15 protein-coding genes and 1 pseudogene are annotated in these 14,862 nt (G+C 44.3%); 12 read left to right on the forward strand and 4 right to left on the reverse strand.

Annotated features, from left to right (window positions below):
• Positions 1-150 precede the first annotated feature (150 nt).
• The 3 genes from UJ203_RS15170 to UJ203_RS15180 all read left to right on the forward strand — a co-directional run bounded on the left by UJ203_RS15170 (position 151) and on the right by UJ203_RS15180 (position 2,662).
• The gene (locus UJ203_RS15170; RefSeq protein ID WP_322011992.1) at positions 151-399 is read left to right on the forward strand and encodes a YbeF family protein; all 249 of its coding nucleotides are present in this window, start codon (positions 151-153) and stop codon (positions 397-399) included.
• Positions 400-494: 95 nt separating this feature from the next.
• Positions 495-1,412: a helix-turn-helix domain-containing GNAT family N-acetyltransferase gene (locus tag UJ203_RS15175; RefSeq protein ID WP_322011994.1), complete on the forward strand. Its 918-nt coding sequence runs from the start codon at positions 495-497 to the stop codon at positions 1,410-1,412.
• Positions 1,409-2,662, forward strand: a complete 1,254-nt coding sequence (locus UJ203_RS15180; protein WP_322012407.1) for an MFS transporter — start codon at positions 1,409-1,411, stop codon at positions 2,660-2,662. Before UJ203_RS15175 ends, UJ203_RS15180 begins: the two co-directional genes overlap by 4 nt.
• Before the next feature lie 26 nt (positions 2,663-2,688).
• Here UJ203_RS15180 and UJ203_RS15185 read toward each other — a convergent pair whose 3' ends face one another.
• The 4 genes and pseudogenes from UJ203_RS15185 to UJ203_RS15200 form a co-directional block, all read right to left on the reverse strand.
• Positions 2,689-3,117, reverse strand: a complete 429-nt coding sequence (locus UJ203_RS15185) for a hypothetical protein (RefSeq protein WP_127696106.1) — start codon at positions 3,115-3,117, stop codon at positions 2,689-2,691.
• Between the two features lie 60 nt (positions 3,118-3,177).
• Positions 3,178-5,355, reverse strand: coding sequence for a glycoside hydrolase domain-containing protein (locus UJ203_RS15190; protein ID WP_322011999.1), 2,178 nt, complete (start codon positions 5,353-5,355; stop codon positions 3,178-3,180).
• A gap of 32 nt (positions 5,356-5,387) precedes the next feature.
• Positions 5,388-6,351, reverse strand: a pseudogene (locus UJ203_RS15195) (DMT family transporter).
• Positions 6,348-7,175 (reverse strand): AraC family transcriptional regulator, encoded by an 828-nt coding sequence (locus UJ203_RS15200; RefSeq protein WP_322012003.1) that lies wholly within the window; start codon positions 7,173-7,175, stop codon positions 6,348-6,350. The pseudogene UJ203_RS15195 and the gene UJ203_RS15200 overlap by 4 nt, the downstream one beginning before the upstream one ends.
• Positions 7,176-7,677: 502 nt before the next feature.
• On the opposite strand from UJ203_RS15200, the gene UJ203_RS15205 reads away from it, so the two are divergent.
• From UJ203_RS15205 to UJ203_RS15245, 9 genes are all read left to right on the forward strand, one after another.
• Complete coding sequence (locus tag UJ203_RS15205) at positions 7,678-8,736, forward strand: iron-containing alcohol dehydrogenase family protein (RefSeq protein WP_305934677.1); 1,059 nt, start codon at positions 7,678-7,680, stop codon at positions 8,734-8,736.
• Between the two features lie 99 nt (positions 8,737-8,835).
• Positions 8,836-9,990 (forward strand): phosphoribosylglycinamide formyltransferase 2, encoded by a 1,155-nt coding sequence (gene purT / locus UJ203_RS15210; RefSeq protein WP_322012006.1) that lies wholly within the window; start codon positions 8,836-8,838, stop codon positions 9,988-9,990.
• Between the two features lie 149 nt (positions 9,991-10,139).
• Positions 10,140-11,078 (forward strand): serine protease, encoded by a 939-nt coding sequence (locus tag UJ203_RS15215; protein ID WP_322012008.1) that lies wholly within the window; start codon positions 10,140-10,142, stop codon positions 11,076-11,078.
• Entirely contained in the window at positions 11,041-11,445 is a 405-nt protein-coding gene (locus UJ203_RS15220; protein WP_322012010.1) for a DUF2606 family protein, read from the forward strand. The genes UJ203_RS15215 and UJ203_RS15220 overlap by 38 nt, the downstream gene beginning before the upstream one ends.
• Before the next feature lie 174 nt (positions 11,446-11,619).
• A complete protein-coding gene (locus tag UJ203_RS15225; RefSeq protein ID WP_305934674.1) occupies positions 11,620-12,516 on the forward strand; it encodes an alpha/beta fold hydrolase in 897 nt (298 codons plus the stop codon).
• A gap of 186 nt (positions 12,517-12,702) precedes the next feature.
• A complete protein-coding gene (gene pssA / locus UJ203_RS15230) occupies positions 12,703-13,236 on the forward strand; it encodes a CDP-diacylglycerol--serine O-phosphatidyltransferase (RefSeq protein ID WP_024120065.1) in 534 nt (177 codons plus the stop codon).
• A complete protein-coding gene (locus tag UJ203_RS15235; protein WP_024120066.1) occupies positions 13,227-13,715 on the forward strand; it encodes a DedA family protein in 489 nt (162 codons plus the stop codon). Before pssA ends, UJ203_RS15235 begins: the two co-directional genes overlap by 10 nt.
• Complete coding sequence (locus UJ203_RS15240) at positions 13,708-14,499, forward strand: phosphatidylserine decarboxylase (RefSeq protein WP_202852403.1); 792 nt, start codon at positions 13,708-13,710, stop codon at positions 14,497-14,499. The genes UJ203_RS15235 and UJ203_RS15240 overlap by 8 nt, the downstream gene beginning before the upstream one ends.
• 57 nt (positions 14,500-14,556) lie before the next feature.
• Positions 14,557-14,832 (forward strand): hypothetical protein, encoded by a 276-nt coding sequence (locus tag UJ203_RS15245; protein WP_322012018.1) that lies wholly within the window; start codon positions 14,557-14,559, stop codon positions 14,830-14,832.
• Positions 14,833-14,862 lie beyond the last annotated feature (30 nt).

Raw genomic sequence — 14,862 nt, forward strand, 5'->3', positions numbered from 1 at the left:
AACTTATCGTGATAGCGCTTTCTTAAATTATCATAGTCTGGAGTGAATGTAAACGGGTAATTTTAAATTGTGTGAAAAAGTAAATGTTATCCTTTTGGTAGTTATGTTTTTTTACAAATAACATAAAAATCTGGGGGGAGGCTGTTGCAGGTGGATACATTAGATATTGCATTCGGCATTTTACCGTTAGCAATTATTGTGTTATCGGTCGCCGGGACTTATGTTTGTAAAAATGTATATATGATGCCGTTAGTTAGCTTGATCATTTCTCTCGTGCTTACGTTTACGGTTTTTAATCAATCTTTTTTGGGATGGGCCGTTGTCTATAGCTTGTTTTCGCTGATTTTATCGTATATTACATTGAAGGTGTTGAGGAAGAGGAAGGCATCTGGAAAATAAAATTTTCGCCCCGCTTTTTTGATATATCGTTGACTATGGCAACTATATGTGATTATAATTGCTTTAATCAACGATATAAGAAAGTGGGGAGAAGTTTGAAAACCAATGAATCAGCAACGGGCTTAAAATTCAGAAAGTTCAATCGTTTTTACACGAATGTTCTTGGCTTCCTTAACGAACACATTTATGACAGTCCGTTTTCCTTAACGGAGACACGGATTTTATTTGAGATTTACAATACGCCAAATTGTACGGCGAAAGATCTTCAGGATAAGCTGGGGCTTGACCGGGGATATGTCAGCAGAATGCTGAAACAGTTTGAAAAAGAAGGTTTGATTTATAAAGAGAAGAGCAAAGCTGATGCCCGCCATCATTATATCTATGTGACGGAAACGGGGGAAGCCATTTATAAAAAGCTTGAGAAGAAAGCAAATGAACAGGTTGAGCTGATGCTGAAGGAAATCGATGACGAAGAGCAGCACAAGCTTGCGACGGCTATGGAGGAGATTGAAGCCATATTGTCTCAGTCGCTCTCATCCAGGTCATCAGGCATTTCAATCAGAGATTATTATCTTTCGGAAGATATTCACCTTCTCATTGAAAAGCAAAGGCAATTTTATGCAGAGACTCATGGCTGGGATGATACATTTTTAGCTTATCTCCATGAGACATTTGACGCGGAAATTGAAAAGATATGGATCGCGGAAAGCGGCGGAAAATTTGCAGGCTGTGTGGGATTGGTCAAACAAGATAAAAAGACGGTGCAGCTGAGATGGTTCTTGGTTGATGCCGCGTTTCGAGGCAGAGGGCTGGGCACGAAACTGCTTGAGCATCTCGTTACATATAGCAGAGAGAGGAAGTTTGAACGGATTTTTCTTTGGACAGTGAGCAGTATGGCTGAAGCCCGTCCGCTTTACGAGAAATTTGGATTCAGACTGAGTGAAGTGAAAGAAGAAACGCCATTATGGGGACAGCATCTGACAGAAGAACGATGGGATTTAGAGCTGTCATGAAAAGACTCCACTATGCTTGGATCATCGTTTTTATCACCTTTTTGATTTTATTGGCCGTACAAGGTGTGCGCCTGTCGTTTGGTGCGTTTGTCGAGCCTTGGGAGCGGGAGTTTTCGCTGGATAGGGGCACCATCTCGCTGATTTCAACGCTGAGCTTTATCGTTTACGGGATATCGCAGCCTGTAATCGGGCGGCTTGTGGACAGATGGGGCGCACGGGCGGTTTTATCATGGAGCACGTTACTGACCGGGATCAGCATTTTCTCGACATGTTTTATCACTTCACCGTGGCAGCTCTTTCTGCTTTACGGGTTGGGGGTGTCACTCGGAGTTGGCGGAGCGTCGAATGTAGCAACAAGTGTGCTGGTGGTGAATTGGTTCAGCAAAAAGCGCGGCCTTGCCTTTGGAATCATGGAAGCGGGCTTTGGAGCGGGGCAAATGCTGCTGGTTCCCGGCTCGCTTATGCTGATCCATTGGTTTAGCTGGAAGCTGACGGTTGTGGCATTGGGGTTGCTGTTAATGGTCGTTGTCCTTCCGGCAGCCCTTTTATTGCTGCGAAATCATCCTTCAGAAAAAAATGAAGAGCCGATCGGCGGGGCTGCTGAGGAGAAGTTTGAATCAGGATCAAAAACCAAAGCAGGCTCAGTAACCGCGATGTTTCGTATGAGGCAGTTTTGGCTGTTGGTCCTTCCATTTTTAATCTGCGGCTTTACGACCGTCGGGCTGATGGATACCCATTTGATTCCCTTTTCTCATGATCACGGTTTTTCTACGACTGTTACGAGCGCCGCTGTCAGTCTGCTGGCCGGTTTTAATATCGCTGGTATCTTACTGTCCGGAATCATAGCGGATCGGTGGAGCAGCCGGAAAATCCTCTGTTTTTTATATGCGGTGCGCGCGCTGTCGATTGTGATTCTGATTTACAGCCACGAACCCTACCTGCTTTTAGGCTTTGCGGTTCTGTTTGGATTAGTGGACTTTGCAACGGTAGCGCCGACGCAAATGCTCGCCACCCAGTACTTTCAAAATTACTCGATCGGCCTCATGATCGGCTGGCTGTCACTTGCCCATCAGATCGGCTCTGCCCTCGGAGCATATGTGCCCGGCGTCATTTATACCGTAACAGGTGAGTATACGCTGGCTTTTTATTTATCGATTGGAATGCTTGTGCTTGCAAGCGTGATGAACGTGATGCTGAGGGAGCCTGCGGCGATGAATCGTGACAGTGCGGCTGTGATGGAGAAGGTGTAAGTGAGAAAAAGCATCTCTGGAGAGGATTATTCAGAGATGCTTTTTTTGTATTTTTGTTCTAATACGAAGTCGATCATACCGACAATGCGGGTGTTTTCGGATTTTTGTTTGAAGTTTTGGGAGATTTGAATTCTTTTAGCATTTGCAAAAGATGCAACAATCCAAAACAAGCCGATTAACGCAAACAACATTTGTATAGACATGGCTATCAAGTCATTATAATGAGTGCTGAAAAAAAATATATATAGTGTTATTAATGTGACTGAAAATACGATTTTAATAGAATGCTTGAATGTGAGTTCAGGTTCAGTTAAGCACATTTTCATTTGATTTAATGTCAATGAATCTTGTTTCATAAGATATGTCAATAATTCATTATCATTATTTCTGACAGGAAACAATTCAGTTTCAATTTTTTTGACTGTTTTCCTATAAGTTTGCATATCAACTTTCATGTAGAATCCTCCTTGAAAATAAATCCATGAATACTCTATGAGTATTCATGGATTATAAAACTATCTAAAAGCTGCTAATAACGAACCGAACAGTGCTGCCGCTGCTCCTGCCTCAGGTGCTAAGAGTACTAAAGCACCAATACCTACAACTACAATAATACCTGTACCTACCAGCAGCATGTTGTTTACAATAGTATCCCAATTTGGTGTGTACACTTCTTCTTCCGAATCTGGTAATCTAAAGTGCTTCTGTTTTATTTTAAACGTAATCGTAGTCGTAAGTCCAGTTGTAGCACTGTCACCTACTGGAATATCAGGAGTATAGATTTTAAATTGAATATTTAATGATTGAGCTGTCGGGTTCACATAAATTTCTAAAAATCCATTACGTACTGATAAGCTGAGGCTATTTAAAAGGTTTTGATAAGAATCAATTTGTGACGCAGTGAGAGACGTTTGGGTATCGCCCAATAAACCCGTAATATAGGCACCTGGTTTACCATTTGTAATGGTAATTGTGTTTGGTGAGCCTTCACTTGGTATGGTTGCCAGAAGTGATGTGGATAGAATAATATCCAACTCTGGTGATGTGAAAATGGTTTCTGTCGTATCAAATTCAAACATCGCGTTTGCGAGACCTGATAGATTTTCTAAAGCTGGAATGGTAGATAAAATGTCTGTCAGTGTACGCAGTCTTGCATCATATACCGGATCAGACGGCGGATTTACATGGCTTACTCCAGAGTCTTTTCCTGAAAAGCCGTCTTTATCAATCCCGATGCTTCCAGAACCGCTTCCGATTGTTCCTTCATAAAATTGATCGAAAGCCCAGTTTTGCGGCATTGGATAACCGAGATTGCCGCTGAAGCCAGTTGACATATTTGCCACAAAACTATACTTTGTGAGTCGTGCTTCTTGGGTTCGGATACAAATATTTCTTGGTCCGTATACGCCTATTTCGTATTTAGGCGCAGTAGAAAATGTCTGCATTTTCGCAAAAGCTGACTTGATTTCCTGGAAATAAGGAATAATTTTATCTGTCACTTCATAATCGTAGGCATCAAAATCGACAGCAAAATAAATGGTCGTTCCGGATGGGAAGCCTAGTCTGCGAGCTGCTGATGCCGCACTGTAAGCATCTCTTGTTCCTTGGTCTTTTACAAAGTAAGAAGATTCATAGCCGCCGTCTTGATAAATCGGAAAGACCTTTAATCCGGCATCAAAAATAACTGCAAGTTCTTCAGACGTCAGGGCTTTTGATGTGAGTCCATTGCTTGTCCGCACATTTCCGGTCAAATATCTGCCAACTGTTTTATAACCGTTATTCCGCAGTGTTTGGGCTTTTTCAGCAGTTAAAATAGTAGCGGTATCACAAGCTGAAGCGGCGCGTGTTGTGTCTCCTGAGCTTGATAATAAAGCTTTAATGGTCGGCATATCTGCATAACCTGTTTGTGGCAGGCACATGAACTCTTGAAATGCTTTAACGGCTGAAACAACACCGACGCCATATTTGCCGTCAAACTCACCAGGGTCGAATGATTTTCCGTTGCAATAAAGGGCGTACTGAACAATTAAAACAAAGCCTGTTCTTGAATCACCGGGAGTTAAAGTAGGGCATAAGCTTGTTGTGCCGTTTCCGAAAAATCCATTGACGACACTTGTGCTCATACCTTCTTCTTTTTGCAAAGCATAAATAAGGGCCTTGTTGGTATCGCGGGCATACAGTCCGTCACAAGGCATTAAACCGATATAGTCATTGTAGTCCCGGTTTAAGTTTTGTTGAATCTGACGGATTCTTGAATCGCCCCCTGATACTAGCTTAAATGCGCTCATGTCCAATAAGGCTTTCATAATCAAGGTGGTGACAATTCCATCCTGAGTTGTCAGTCCTGCAGCTTTCTGAAACTCCTTCACTGCATTTTCCGTTTTTTCATAAAAAACGCCTGTAAAACCGCCGGGATTAAAGCCTTTGCACCATAAAGCCCCCTGTAAAATAAAATTCATGTTGCTTGGTTTTGAATCTGGAGCTTGGCGTTTAAGAGGCTTAAATAAGCGCTGTGTTGTCGGCCCGAAGTTATCAGCTGGCTCTGAGATACCTAGTTCAATTTGAAGCGCCCGAGTCAGACCGTAGATCGTATCCCACCCAGTTTTCCCGCTTTCTTCTACTGGGTTATACCCATGTTTGCCCCTGTACGTCTCGTTCAGCCACTGCTGTGTGATTAAAACCATTTCATCCATTTCGATTCCTCCATTCTTTTGATCGCGTTCATCTATAGGTGGCAAACGTAGGACGAAATAAAAAAGGATACCGATACGGCATCTTTTTTAAACCCGTTTCTCTTTCCATTTCGCTTTCGGTTTCAGCTCTGAAATGTAAAGTCCTAACAGTGTAAGCGCCCCTCCCAGAAGAGCAATCCATGTCATTTTTTCCTGCAGAATCATGATGGAAGAGATGATTGTGATAACCGGCACCATGTAAATATAAGCGCTGGATTTCACGGCGCCGAGCACGCTGACCGAGTAATTCCATGTGGCAAAGCATAAGGCGGAAGCGCCGATGCCAAGGTAAAGCATGTTGAGTACATTTGAAGCGGTTGAAAAGCGGCTCGGGTCAAGATGGAAGTCAAACAAGAATAAAGCGGGAATCATAAACAGCAAACCGTACAAAAATACTCTTTGTGTCAGCTCGATGATGTGATAACGGTGAGCGCTTAATTTCTTCATAAATATCGAATAAAATCCAAACACGAGAGCGGCTGCGGCGGCTAAGATGTCCCCGAGCGGCTTCAGGTGAAGCACGACATTACCGTTGAAAGTAATCAATAAAAGCCCGATCAGCGCTGCAGCGAATCCGATGAAAAAAGTCAGCTGCAGTTTTTCCCCTTCAAGCAGAAAATGAGCCAGAACCGCAGTGATCATCGGAATAATGGACACAATCATGCCAACATTGGATGCGTATGTATACGTGAGCGCTATATTTTCTAATAGAAAGTATAAGGTCACGCCAAATAAACCTGCTCCGGCGAACAACAGCTCCTGCCGCAAGCTTTTGAACGGGATCATTTTAGGACGTACAAGGATCAGAGCAATAAAGCCGATCAAAAACCGATAAAATAATATTTCCATCGGAGTAAAGTCAGCCAGCAGAACTTTTGTCGAAACAAAGGTCGTACCCCAAATCAAAATGGTCACAATTGCCGCTGTATGGCCGGCAGTTTCTCGTTGAATGCTCATTTTTGAAACTCCCTTTCGAAAATCTTCATGTATTGCTTCGGCGTCAGCCCCACCTGTCGTTTGAAAAACTTCGTCATATGGCTCTGATCGCTGAATCCTGTCTGAAATGCAGCATCAATCGGTCTAACCCCTTGTTCAAGGAGTTTTTTCGCTTGATTAATCCGGATTGTCTCCAGGTAGCTATTAGGCGTAATTCCTTTTTGTTTTGTAAATGAACGCAATAAATGATATTTGCTCCAGCCTGTTAGTTCACTCAAATCATTGAGCGTGACGTTCTCGGCATAATGTTCTTCTAGAAATCCGCAAACCATTTTGACTTCGTCGGATGGTTCAGGAATGCTGTTGAGGAATGTAACGTCTGAATAACGGCGGATCAGCTCTTCCAGTAAATGAAGAAACAGCTCCTCCTTGCACAAAGCCTGCCTTTCCTTGGAAATCAGAATGTGCAATTCCTGCAGACTGGATGTCAGCTCATGGCGGAATAACACATGGTGGGAGAAATAAGGGAGATGCCCGGCGCCAGTAATCTCTTCCACCGCCTTCTTCATGACATCCGGCATCACATTGATACACCGATAATCGAGCGTGCGCCCGTCAATCTGCTCACAGCTGTGCGTGTCACGGGGGTTAAAGAGAAGAAGATCACCTGGATTGATGATATATTCTTGATTTTGACAGGCCAGGTATCGCTGCCCTTTTTCAATAAAACCAATCACATAATAATCGTGAAAGTGATTCGGGAATTTTTGCATAATCCCCTTGAAGCGGTAGGCTTCTATATTAAGGTGCGGGTCAAGGTGCAGTGTTCGGGTTTCGTTTTGCATGGGATGCCTCCTGTCGGTGTGGTGGTCTTGGGTTAAGTGTAGCATGAATTTTGGGGATTTCTTGTATGATGTTGCTGCAGGACAAGGAGAAAGCAGGTGATTTACATTACCTGCTGCTAACGTTATGTTTCGCTATTAGCTTTGTGAAGTACTAATAAAATGCCCAACATTAATTATCAAAGGAATATTAATAGTTTAATAAAAGAAGCGCCATTTTTGATGGCTTCGATTGATGGAGAAGTCAATTCGTCCTTGTGTCAATGACAGATGTAAGCGTGGATGAACATTTTTTTGCCACTAACCTTTCCCAGGGTGGATTCCATAGCATGAGTACTCATCCAGTTCCCGCATAGTGGAGGAACTGCTCTATGAGGCAGGATTTTCAGGGGTTGCACTGTTTTTCAGCGCTTATGCCATTGGCGGGTGGTTTGCGGGGAAAGCGGATTGACACCATTTGAAGGAGAGTGAGATGATTGATGAAAAAATGGAGGAGAGATGAGAGATGCAGCCAGAAGATATCGTCCGAAGCGGTCCGAATCAATACATATGCAAACAAGGAATTGTAAAAGAGCTGCCGGCATTTGTGAAGGAATGGAAGCATCCTGTTGTTGTAACGGGCATCAAGTCGTATGAGGCGTTTCAAAAGTATGCTGCGATTCCGCCAGAGTGGAGAGTGATTCAGCATAAAGGGTACAGCTCGCCTGAAGCAATAAGGGAGATTGCGGAACAAGCGGCATCTGCTGATCTCATGATCGGGATTGGCGGCGGAACGGTGTTAGACACAGCAAAAGCCGTCGCAGATCATTTGGATATTGAAGTCATAACTGTTCCGACAATCCCGGGAACTTGCGCGGCAAGCACGCCGCTGAGCGTGATCTATGATCAAGAAGGCAACTTTATTCGAGTCGATTATCATAAACGTTCCAGCTATTTGACGCTCGTTGATCCGTTATTGCTGCTTTCTTCTCCTATCGAATATGTCAAAAGCGGAATTGGCGACACGCTTGCGAAGTGGTATGAAGCGGAAGCCATTATCAGAAATACGAAGGAGCCTGTTTCATTAATGGTCGAAGCAGGGCTTAGGCAGTCTGTCTATATTCGTGATCTTTTGCTGCAGGAAAGCCTTAAGGCTGTTGAAAGCCTTGAGAGAGGGGAAACCTCGGCTTCTTTCACAGCTGTAGCAGAAACCATTATTACATTGGCAGGAACTGTAGGCGGTTATGCCGGACGCTTCGGCAGGATGGCGGGTGCCCATGCGGTTCACAACGGTCTGAGTTTTATCCCGGAAACCCATCATGTACTGCACGGACAAAAGGTGGCGTACGGCATACTGATTCAGCTTGCGCTTGAGAAGAGAAATCAGGAAATTGAAGAGCTGATTCCGTTTTATCAGCAGCTTGGCTTCCCGGTGAAACTGAGTGATTTAGGCATCCATAAGGATCAAGAGCAAGCGAAGAAAGTCATTGCGGCTCATGCATGCACGCCGGAAGAATCGTTATGTTTGATGGGTTCTTTTTGTGAAGCGGATGTTGTGGCGGCAATCAATGTATTGGAATCATAAGCTAAAATAAGGGTTTTCTTATTTTAGCTTTTTTATTGCGAAATTTATTTTTTGAATATTTCAGTTATAATGGTTTTTGAACAGATAGGAGGGGCAAAGATGTATCAATCAAAGAAGGTTTTGTTGTTAGGCTCAGGTGAACTGGGGAAAGAAGTTGTGATTGAAGCCCAGCGTCTCGGGGTAGAGACGGTGGCGGTAGACAGCTACGAGCATGCTCCGGCGATGCAGGTGGCGCATAAAAGCTATGTCATTGACATGCTGGATCGTGAGCAGATCAGACACATTATTGAGAAAGAAAAACCTGATTTGATTGTGCCTGAGGTTGAGGCAATCGCGACGGATGAATTGCTGAAGCTTGAAGAGGGAGGATTTCACGTGATCCCAAATGCGCGTGCAGCAAAGCTGACGATGGATCGGGAAGGCATCAGGCGGCTTGCGGCAGAAACGCTCGGGCTTGCGACGGCAGGCTATGAATTTGCGAATACATATGAAGAATTTGTACAGGCGGCAGCCCATATCGGCTTTCCTTGTGTCGTCAAACCGTTGATGAGTTCCTCAGGAAAAGGCCAAAGCGTATGCCGCTCGGAAGCGGACTTGGAGAGCTGCTGGGAGACGGCGATGGAAGGTGGACGAGTGAAGAACGGACGCGTGATCGTCGAGGAGTTTATCCCGTTTGAATCAGAGATTACACTCTTAACTGTGCGTGCAGTGAACGGTACGGTATTTTGTGCGCCGATCGGCCATGAGCAAAAGGATGGAGACTATATCGAATCATGGCAGCCTCATCATATGACAGAGCAGCAAATTGAAGAGGCGAAGCATATTGCGAAAACCATTACTGATGAGCTTGGCGGGTACGGTCTGTTTGGTGTTGAGCTTTTCCTTGCGAAAGACAAGGTGTATTTCAGTGAGGTGTCTCCTCGACCGCATGATACAGGTCTTGTGACGCTGGTGACGCAAAATTTGTCGGAATTCGCGCTGCATGTCCGGGCGATTCTCGGCTTTCCGATTACAGAAATCACACAGCTTTCTCCAGGCGCCAGCCGGCCCCTCAAAGCACCGGAAGAGTCAGCGGATTACACTGTTGAAGGTTTGGAAAACGCGCTGGCAGTGCCAAAGACACAAGTGCGCGTGTTTGGAAAGCCGATAACGAAGGTCGGACGCCGTATGGCGGTTGCGCTTTCTGCGGCTGACACTGTTGGAAAAGCACGAGAGAACGCGAAGAAAGCGCTGGATCAACTATCGATTCAATAGACATGAAACAGACGGGCCTTGTCTTGATACATGGCCCGTTTTTTTATCATCCCGCCAAAAATTGTATCATAAGAATCAAATTTTTGATTATAATGTAAAAGTCTTCCAATGAAAAGGCTGGTTGACACAAAAGGAGGGGGATGACTAAAATGAGAGTAGTCTCAAGATTCAGAAAAAAATGCTTTGCAGGGTTTATGATTTTGTGTTTGGCAACGGCAGCGGCGGTATCTTTCGGAACGCCGGCAGAAGCGGCGGAGAACCCGCAAACCTCTGTCTCCAATACGGGAAAGGAAGCTGAAGTCAGCAATAACCAGACGTCGAAAGCGGAATTGGTTTCTGATTCTTATGAAGGAACCGGAAAAACAAGCAAAACATTACACGAGCTCATAGAATCAGAAAAAAACATTAAATCCTTAAAGCCTTCAAGTGTAATTGGATCTGATGAACGCGTCAGAATCTCAGGCACTACGTCTTTCCCTTACAGAGCAACGGTTCAGCTATCAATCAAATATCCCAATACTTCAAGCACTTATGGATGCACAGGCTTTTTAGTGAACCCGAATACTGTGGTAACGGCCGGACATTGTGTGTACAGCCAGGATCACGGGTGGGCTTCTTCGATAACTGCTGCGCCGGGCCGCAATGGTTCATCGTATCCATACGGCACTTATTCCGGCACGATGTTTTACTCCGTTAAAGGATGGACGGAAAGCAAAGATACCAATTATGATTACGGTGCAATAAAACTAAATGGTTCTCCTGGCAACACGGTTGGCTGGTATGGCTATAGAACAACAAACAGCAGCAGCCCCGTCGGCCTTTCTACATCAGTTACAGGATATCCGTGTGACAAGACTTTCGGCACCATGTGGTCTGATACAAAGCCGATTCGCTCTGCGGAAACGTATAAGCTGACCTATACAACTGATACGTACGGCTGCCAAAGCGGCTCGCCTGTTTACCGCAATTATAGTGATACGGGGCAGACGGCCATTGCAATCCATACCAACGGAGGATCGTCATATAACTTGGGAACAAGGGTGACGAATGATGTATTTAACAATATACAATATTGGGCAAAGCAATAAATACGGCAAACTGGCCGTTTTCCTTTCTATTTTGTTTTTATGCGGATGCAGCTCTCAGGCGCACTCAGATTCTGCTCAGAAAGAAACAACGATCCCTGTGACCCTTCATGTGGAAGACGATGCCGGGTTACCGATGGAAGGCGTTCAAGTGACGATTGTCAAAGCGCCGGCATCAGATCAGGAGCCGAATACAGAGATCGGTGAGATTCTCGGTTTGACAGACAAAAACGGAGACATCACATGGGATACCGGGAAAAAGGGCGAATACTCCATTGCCTTAACGAAGAATGAAGCGTCTGTGACACATCAAGTGTCATTAACAAAGGACAAAAAAGATAAGGTTATTCCATTAGTCTTTAAAGAATAGACGGTTTTCCTTCAAGTTTAGGAAGAGCGTCTTTTTTTTATTGATCTTCGTATATGATCAAACTATATACTGGAAAATTGTTATATGAGATAATAAGAATGGGTATTTTTTCTTACAAGAAAGGGCAGTCTCCTTTCTCTATATATAAATGAAAGTCGGAGGAAAAAGAAAAAGATGAAACAGGATTCGATGCAGCTTGCCGCGGCTGAAGGCGGTACATGCTTTTACCAGGCTTATGATGAAAGCCTTTCTTTGTGGCCGATTGATTCGGAAGCTTTCTATGTTTCTACTCGTTTCGGAAAAACACATATCATGGCAAGTGGGCCAAAGGACGCACCTTCGCTTGTACTGCTTCACGGAGGGCTCTTCAGCTCTGTCATGTGGTATCCGAATATCGCCGAGTGGAGCGGTCAATATCGTACATATGCAGTCGATATAATAGGAGACAAAAATAAAAGTATACCATCAGCCTCTCTGGATACGAGAGCTGATTGCGCTCACTGGCTGAAAGATGTTTTTGATTCGCTTGGACTTAAGACAGCACATCTGGCTGGATTTTCCCTTGGCGGGCTTCATACAGTGAACTTTCTGCTTGATATGCCTGAAAGAGTGGAACGAGCGGTTGTCATGAGCCCTGCTGAAGCGTTTATATCATTTCATCCGGATGTCTATAAATATGCCGCAGGCCTTAGTGAGCCGAGCGGGGCTGATGCTTACATCAAGTGGCTGACAGCTGACCGCTATCAGCTTCATCCCATGCTGCAAAAGCAGATCAAGGCTGGAGTCAAGTGGCAGGATGAGAAAAGAAGCCTGACACCGAGAGAAAATGGCTTCCCGTACGTGTTCACAGACGCGGAGTTAAAGTCGATCACGGTTCCGATGCTGGTGATGTTCGGTGAGCATGAGGTGATGTACCATCAGCAAATGGCTTTAGAAAGAGCTTCTGTATTGGTTACGGGGATTCAGACGGAAATGGTTAAGAACGCGGGACACCTGTTACCTCTGGAGCAGCCGGATTATGTCAATGAACGTGTTTTGTCATTTTTAGGCGAAAATGAAATTTGCACATAAATTGAAAAGACTGGCATTCATTGTTCAAAAGGTAACAAATGTTGTATAATAATAGAATTTGAGTGCTGCTTTTTTTCTGGCAGTCTATGTTATCATGCTTAATAGAGAGATTTTTCCTGTAACGCTGATTCGATATACAACGTCGTGTTGATATAAGGTTTTTTCAATTGGAGGTTTGGTTACACTGTGAATTATATACCCAGTATGATTACGATAGGAAACTTTATTTGCGGGCTTTTGGCGGTTCATTCCTTAATATTTCACAACATCCATTCAGCAGTGATTTTCATTTTTACCGGCATGTTTCTCGATTTCTTCGATGGAATGGCTGCGCGGAAGCTGAATGCTGTATCTGATATGGGGAGAGAACTGGATTCATTTGCCGATCTGGTTACATTTGGCGTGGCGCCATCCATGCTCGCCTACAGTGTCGCTTTATATGCCCTGCCGTTTATCGGGATACTATGCGCGCTGGCTTACAGTATTTGCGGAATGCTTCGGCTCTCTAAATTTAATGTTGAACAAAGCAAGCTTCCGACGTTTATCGGAATGCCGATTCCATTTGCGGCAATGTGTCTCGTCATTTTATGCTTTGTGAATAACCCGATTCTGCTGGCGCTCGGCACATGCGGGCTGTCTTATTTAATGGTGAGCAAAGTGAAATTTCCTCATTTTAAAAAACACGCAGCAGAAAATCTGGAGTCCGAAAGATGGAATTAGTGCAGCAGCTGATAGCGGATTATGGTTATCTCGCTATTTTTTTGATGCTTGTTCTTGGAATTATTGGATTGCCGATACCCGACGAAGTCATGATGACAATCGTCGGTTATTTTACGCACATTGATGTGCTGAATTATGAGCTTGCCATTTTTATCAGCTTTGTCGGAGCCCTGTTAGGGATGATGATCAGCTACATGATCGGCAGAAAGGCCGGGCGTCCGTTTATCGATAAGTATGGCAAATGGGTCGGTTTGAAAGAAAAGAGAATGCTGAAAGTAGAAAAATGGATGAAGAAATACGGACCGTATTCTCTTATATTAGGTTATTTTATTCCAGGCGTCCGGCATGTGACGTGTTATTTTTCGGGAATCGGCAAAATGGAGCTGAAAACGTATATCGCGTATGCAGCGATCGGCGCCTTTTTGTGGTGCTTTATTTTTATTACAATCGGAAGGGTTATAGGGATTATTCATGTTTAATACGGCTGTAAAGATTCTGTACCGATCATTGATAGAACTGACGAACCATCGATTATCATCCTGCCTGATCAAAGGATTTTGCGAATCGAAAATCAGTAAGCCGGTCATTCCGCTCTTCTCTAAACACTTTCAAATTAACTGGAATGATGTAGACGGAACGGCAGCTGATTACGGTTCGCTTTCCGAATTGTTTATTCGGAATATTAATTTGGAGCGGCGCCCTGTTTCAAAAGAGGCGCATGCTGTGGTCAGCCCCGTTGACGGTGTCGTTCAGACGATAGGGACGATCAACCCGAATCAAACCTTTACGGTAAAGGGAAAAGACTACTCATTTGCTGAATTGACCGGCTGTAAAAGCGCTGATCATCAATACAACGGCGGATATTTCGTCGTGCTTTATTTAAGCCCGCGGCATTACCACCGTTTTCATTCCCCGATCAGCTGCACATATCAAAAGCTGGCTGAACTCGGAAACCGTTCATACCCGGTGAATCAGTTAGGATTAAAATACGGAAAAGATGTACTGTCGAAAAATTACCGAGTTGTTTATGAGTTGAATAGCGGCAATCGAAACGTGCTGATGATTCCTGTCGGCGCGATGAATATTAACTCAATCGTGCAGACCAGCACAGGTGATCAATTGAAGATCGGCGAGGAGCTGGGGTACTTTTCATTTGGTTCAACCGTCATTTTGATCTTTGAAAAAGACGCGTTCCGGCCGTCTGCTGATGTAACAGAAGGCCAAGAAGTCCAAGTCGGGCAACTGATAGGTTATGGAGAGTAAAGAAGAGGAGCTCGCAAATGGAAGCGGCGCCTCTTTTTTTGAAGAAAGGTGAGAGTGTTGGAAAAACAAATCATCAGCTGGATCACACATTATCAGCAAACCGGAGATGGAGCGGCTCTTCACAAGGTGCAGGAAGCGTGCTGGCCGATTGTGGAAACAGTTCTGCAAGAGGCGGCAACTGATGCAGAGCAAGTGAACGATTTGCGCCAAAAAGGATTGGAGCGGTTTCCATTCATCATCAGCAAATACCAATCGGATGTGCAGCTTCCGGTTGAAACGTTTTTGAGAAATACGTATCGGTTTTATTTTCATCAGGCAATGAAAGGCTCTTAAAAAAACGGCTTCTATCAGCAGAAGCTTTTT

This window comes from Bacillus sp. V26 (assembly GCF_034296245.1).
Taxonomy (GTDB): domain Bacteria; phylum Bacillota; class Bacilli; order Bacillales; family Bacillaceae; genus Bacillus; species Bacillus halotolerans.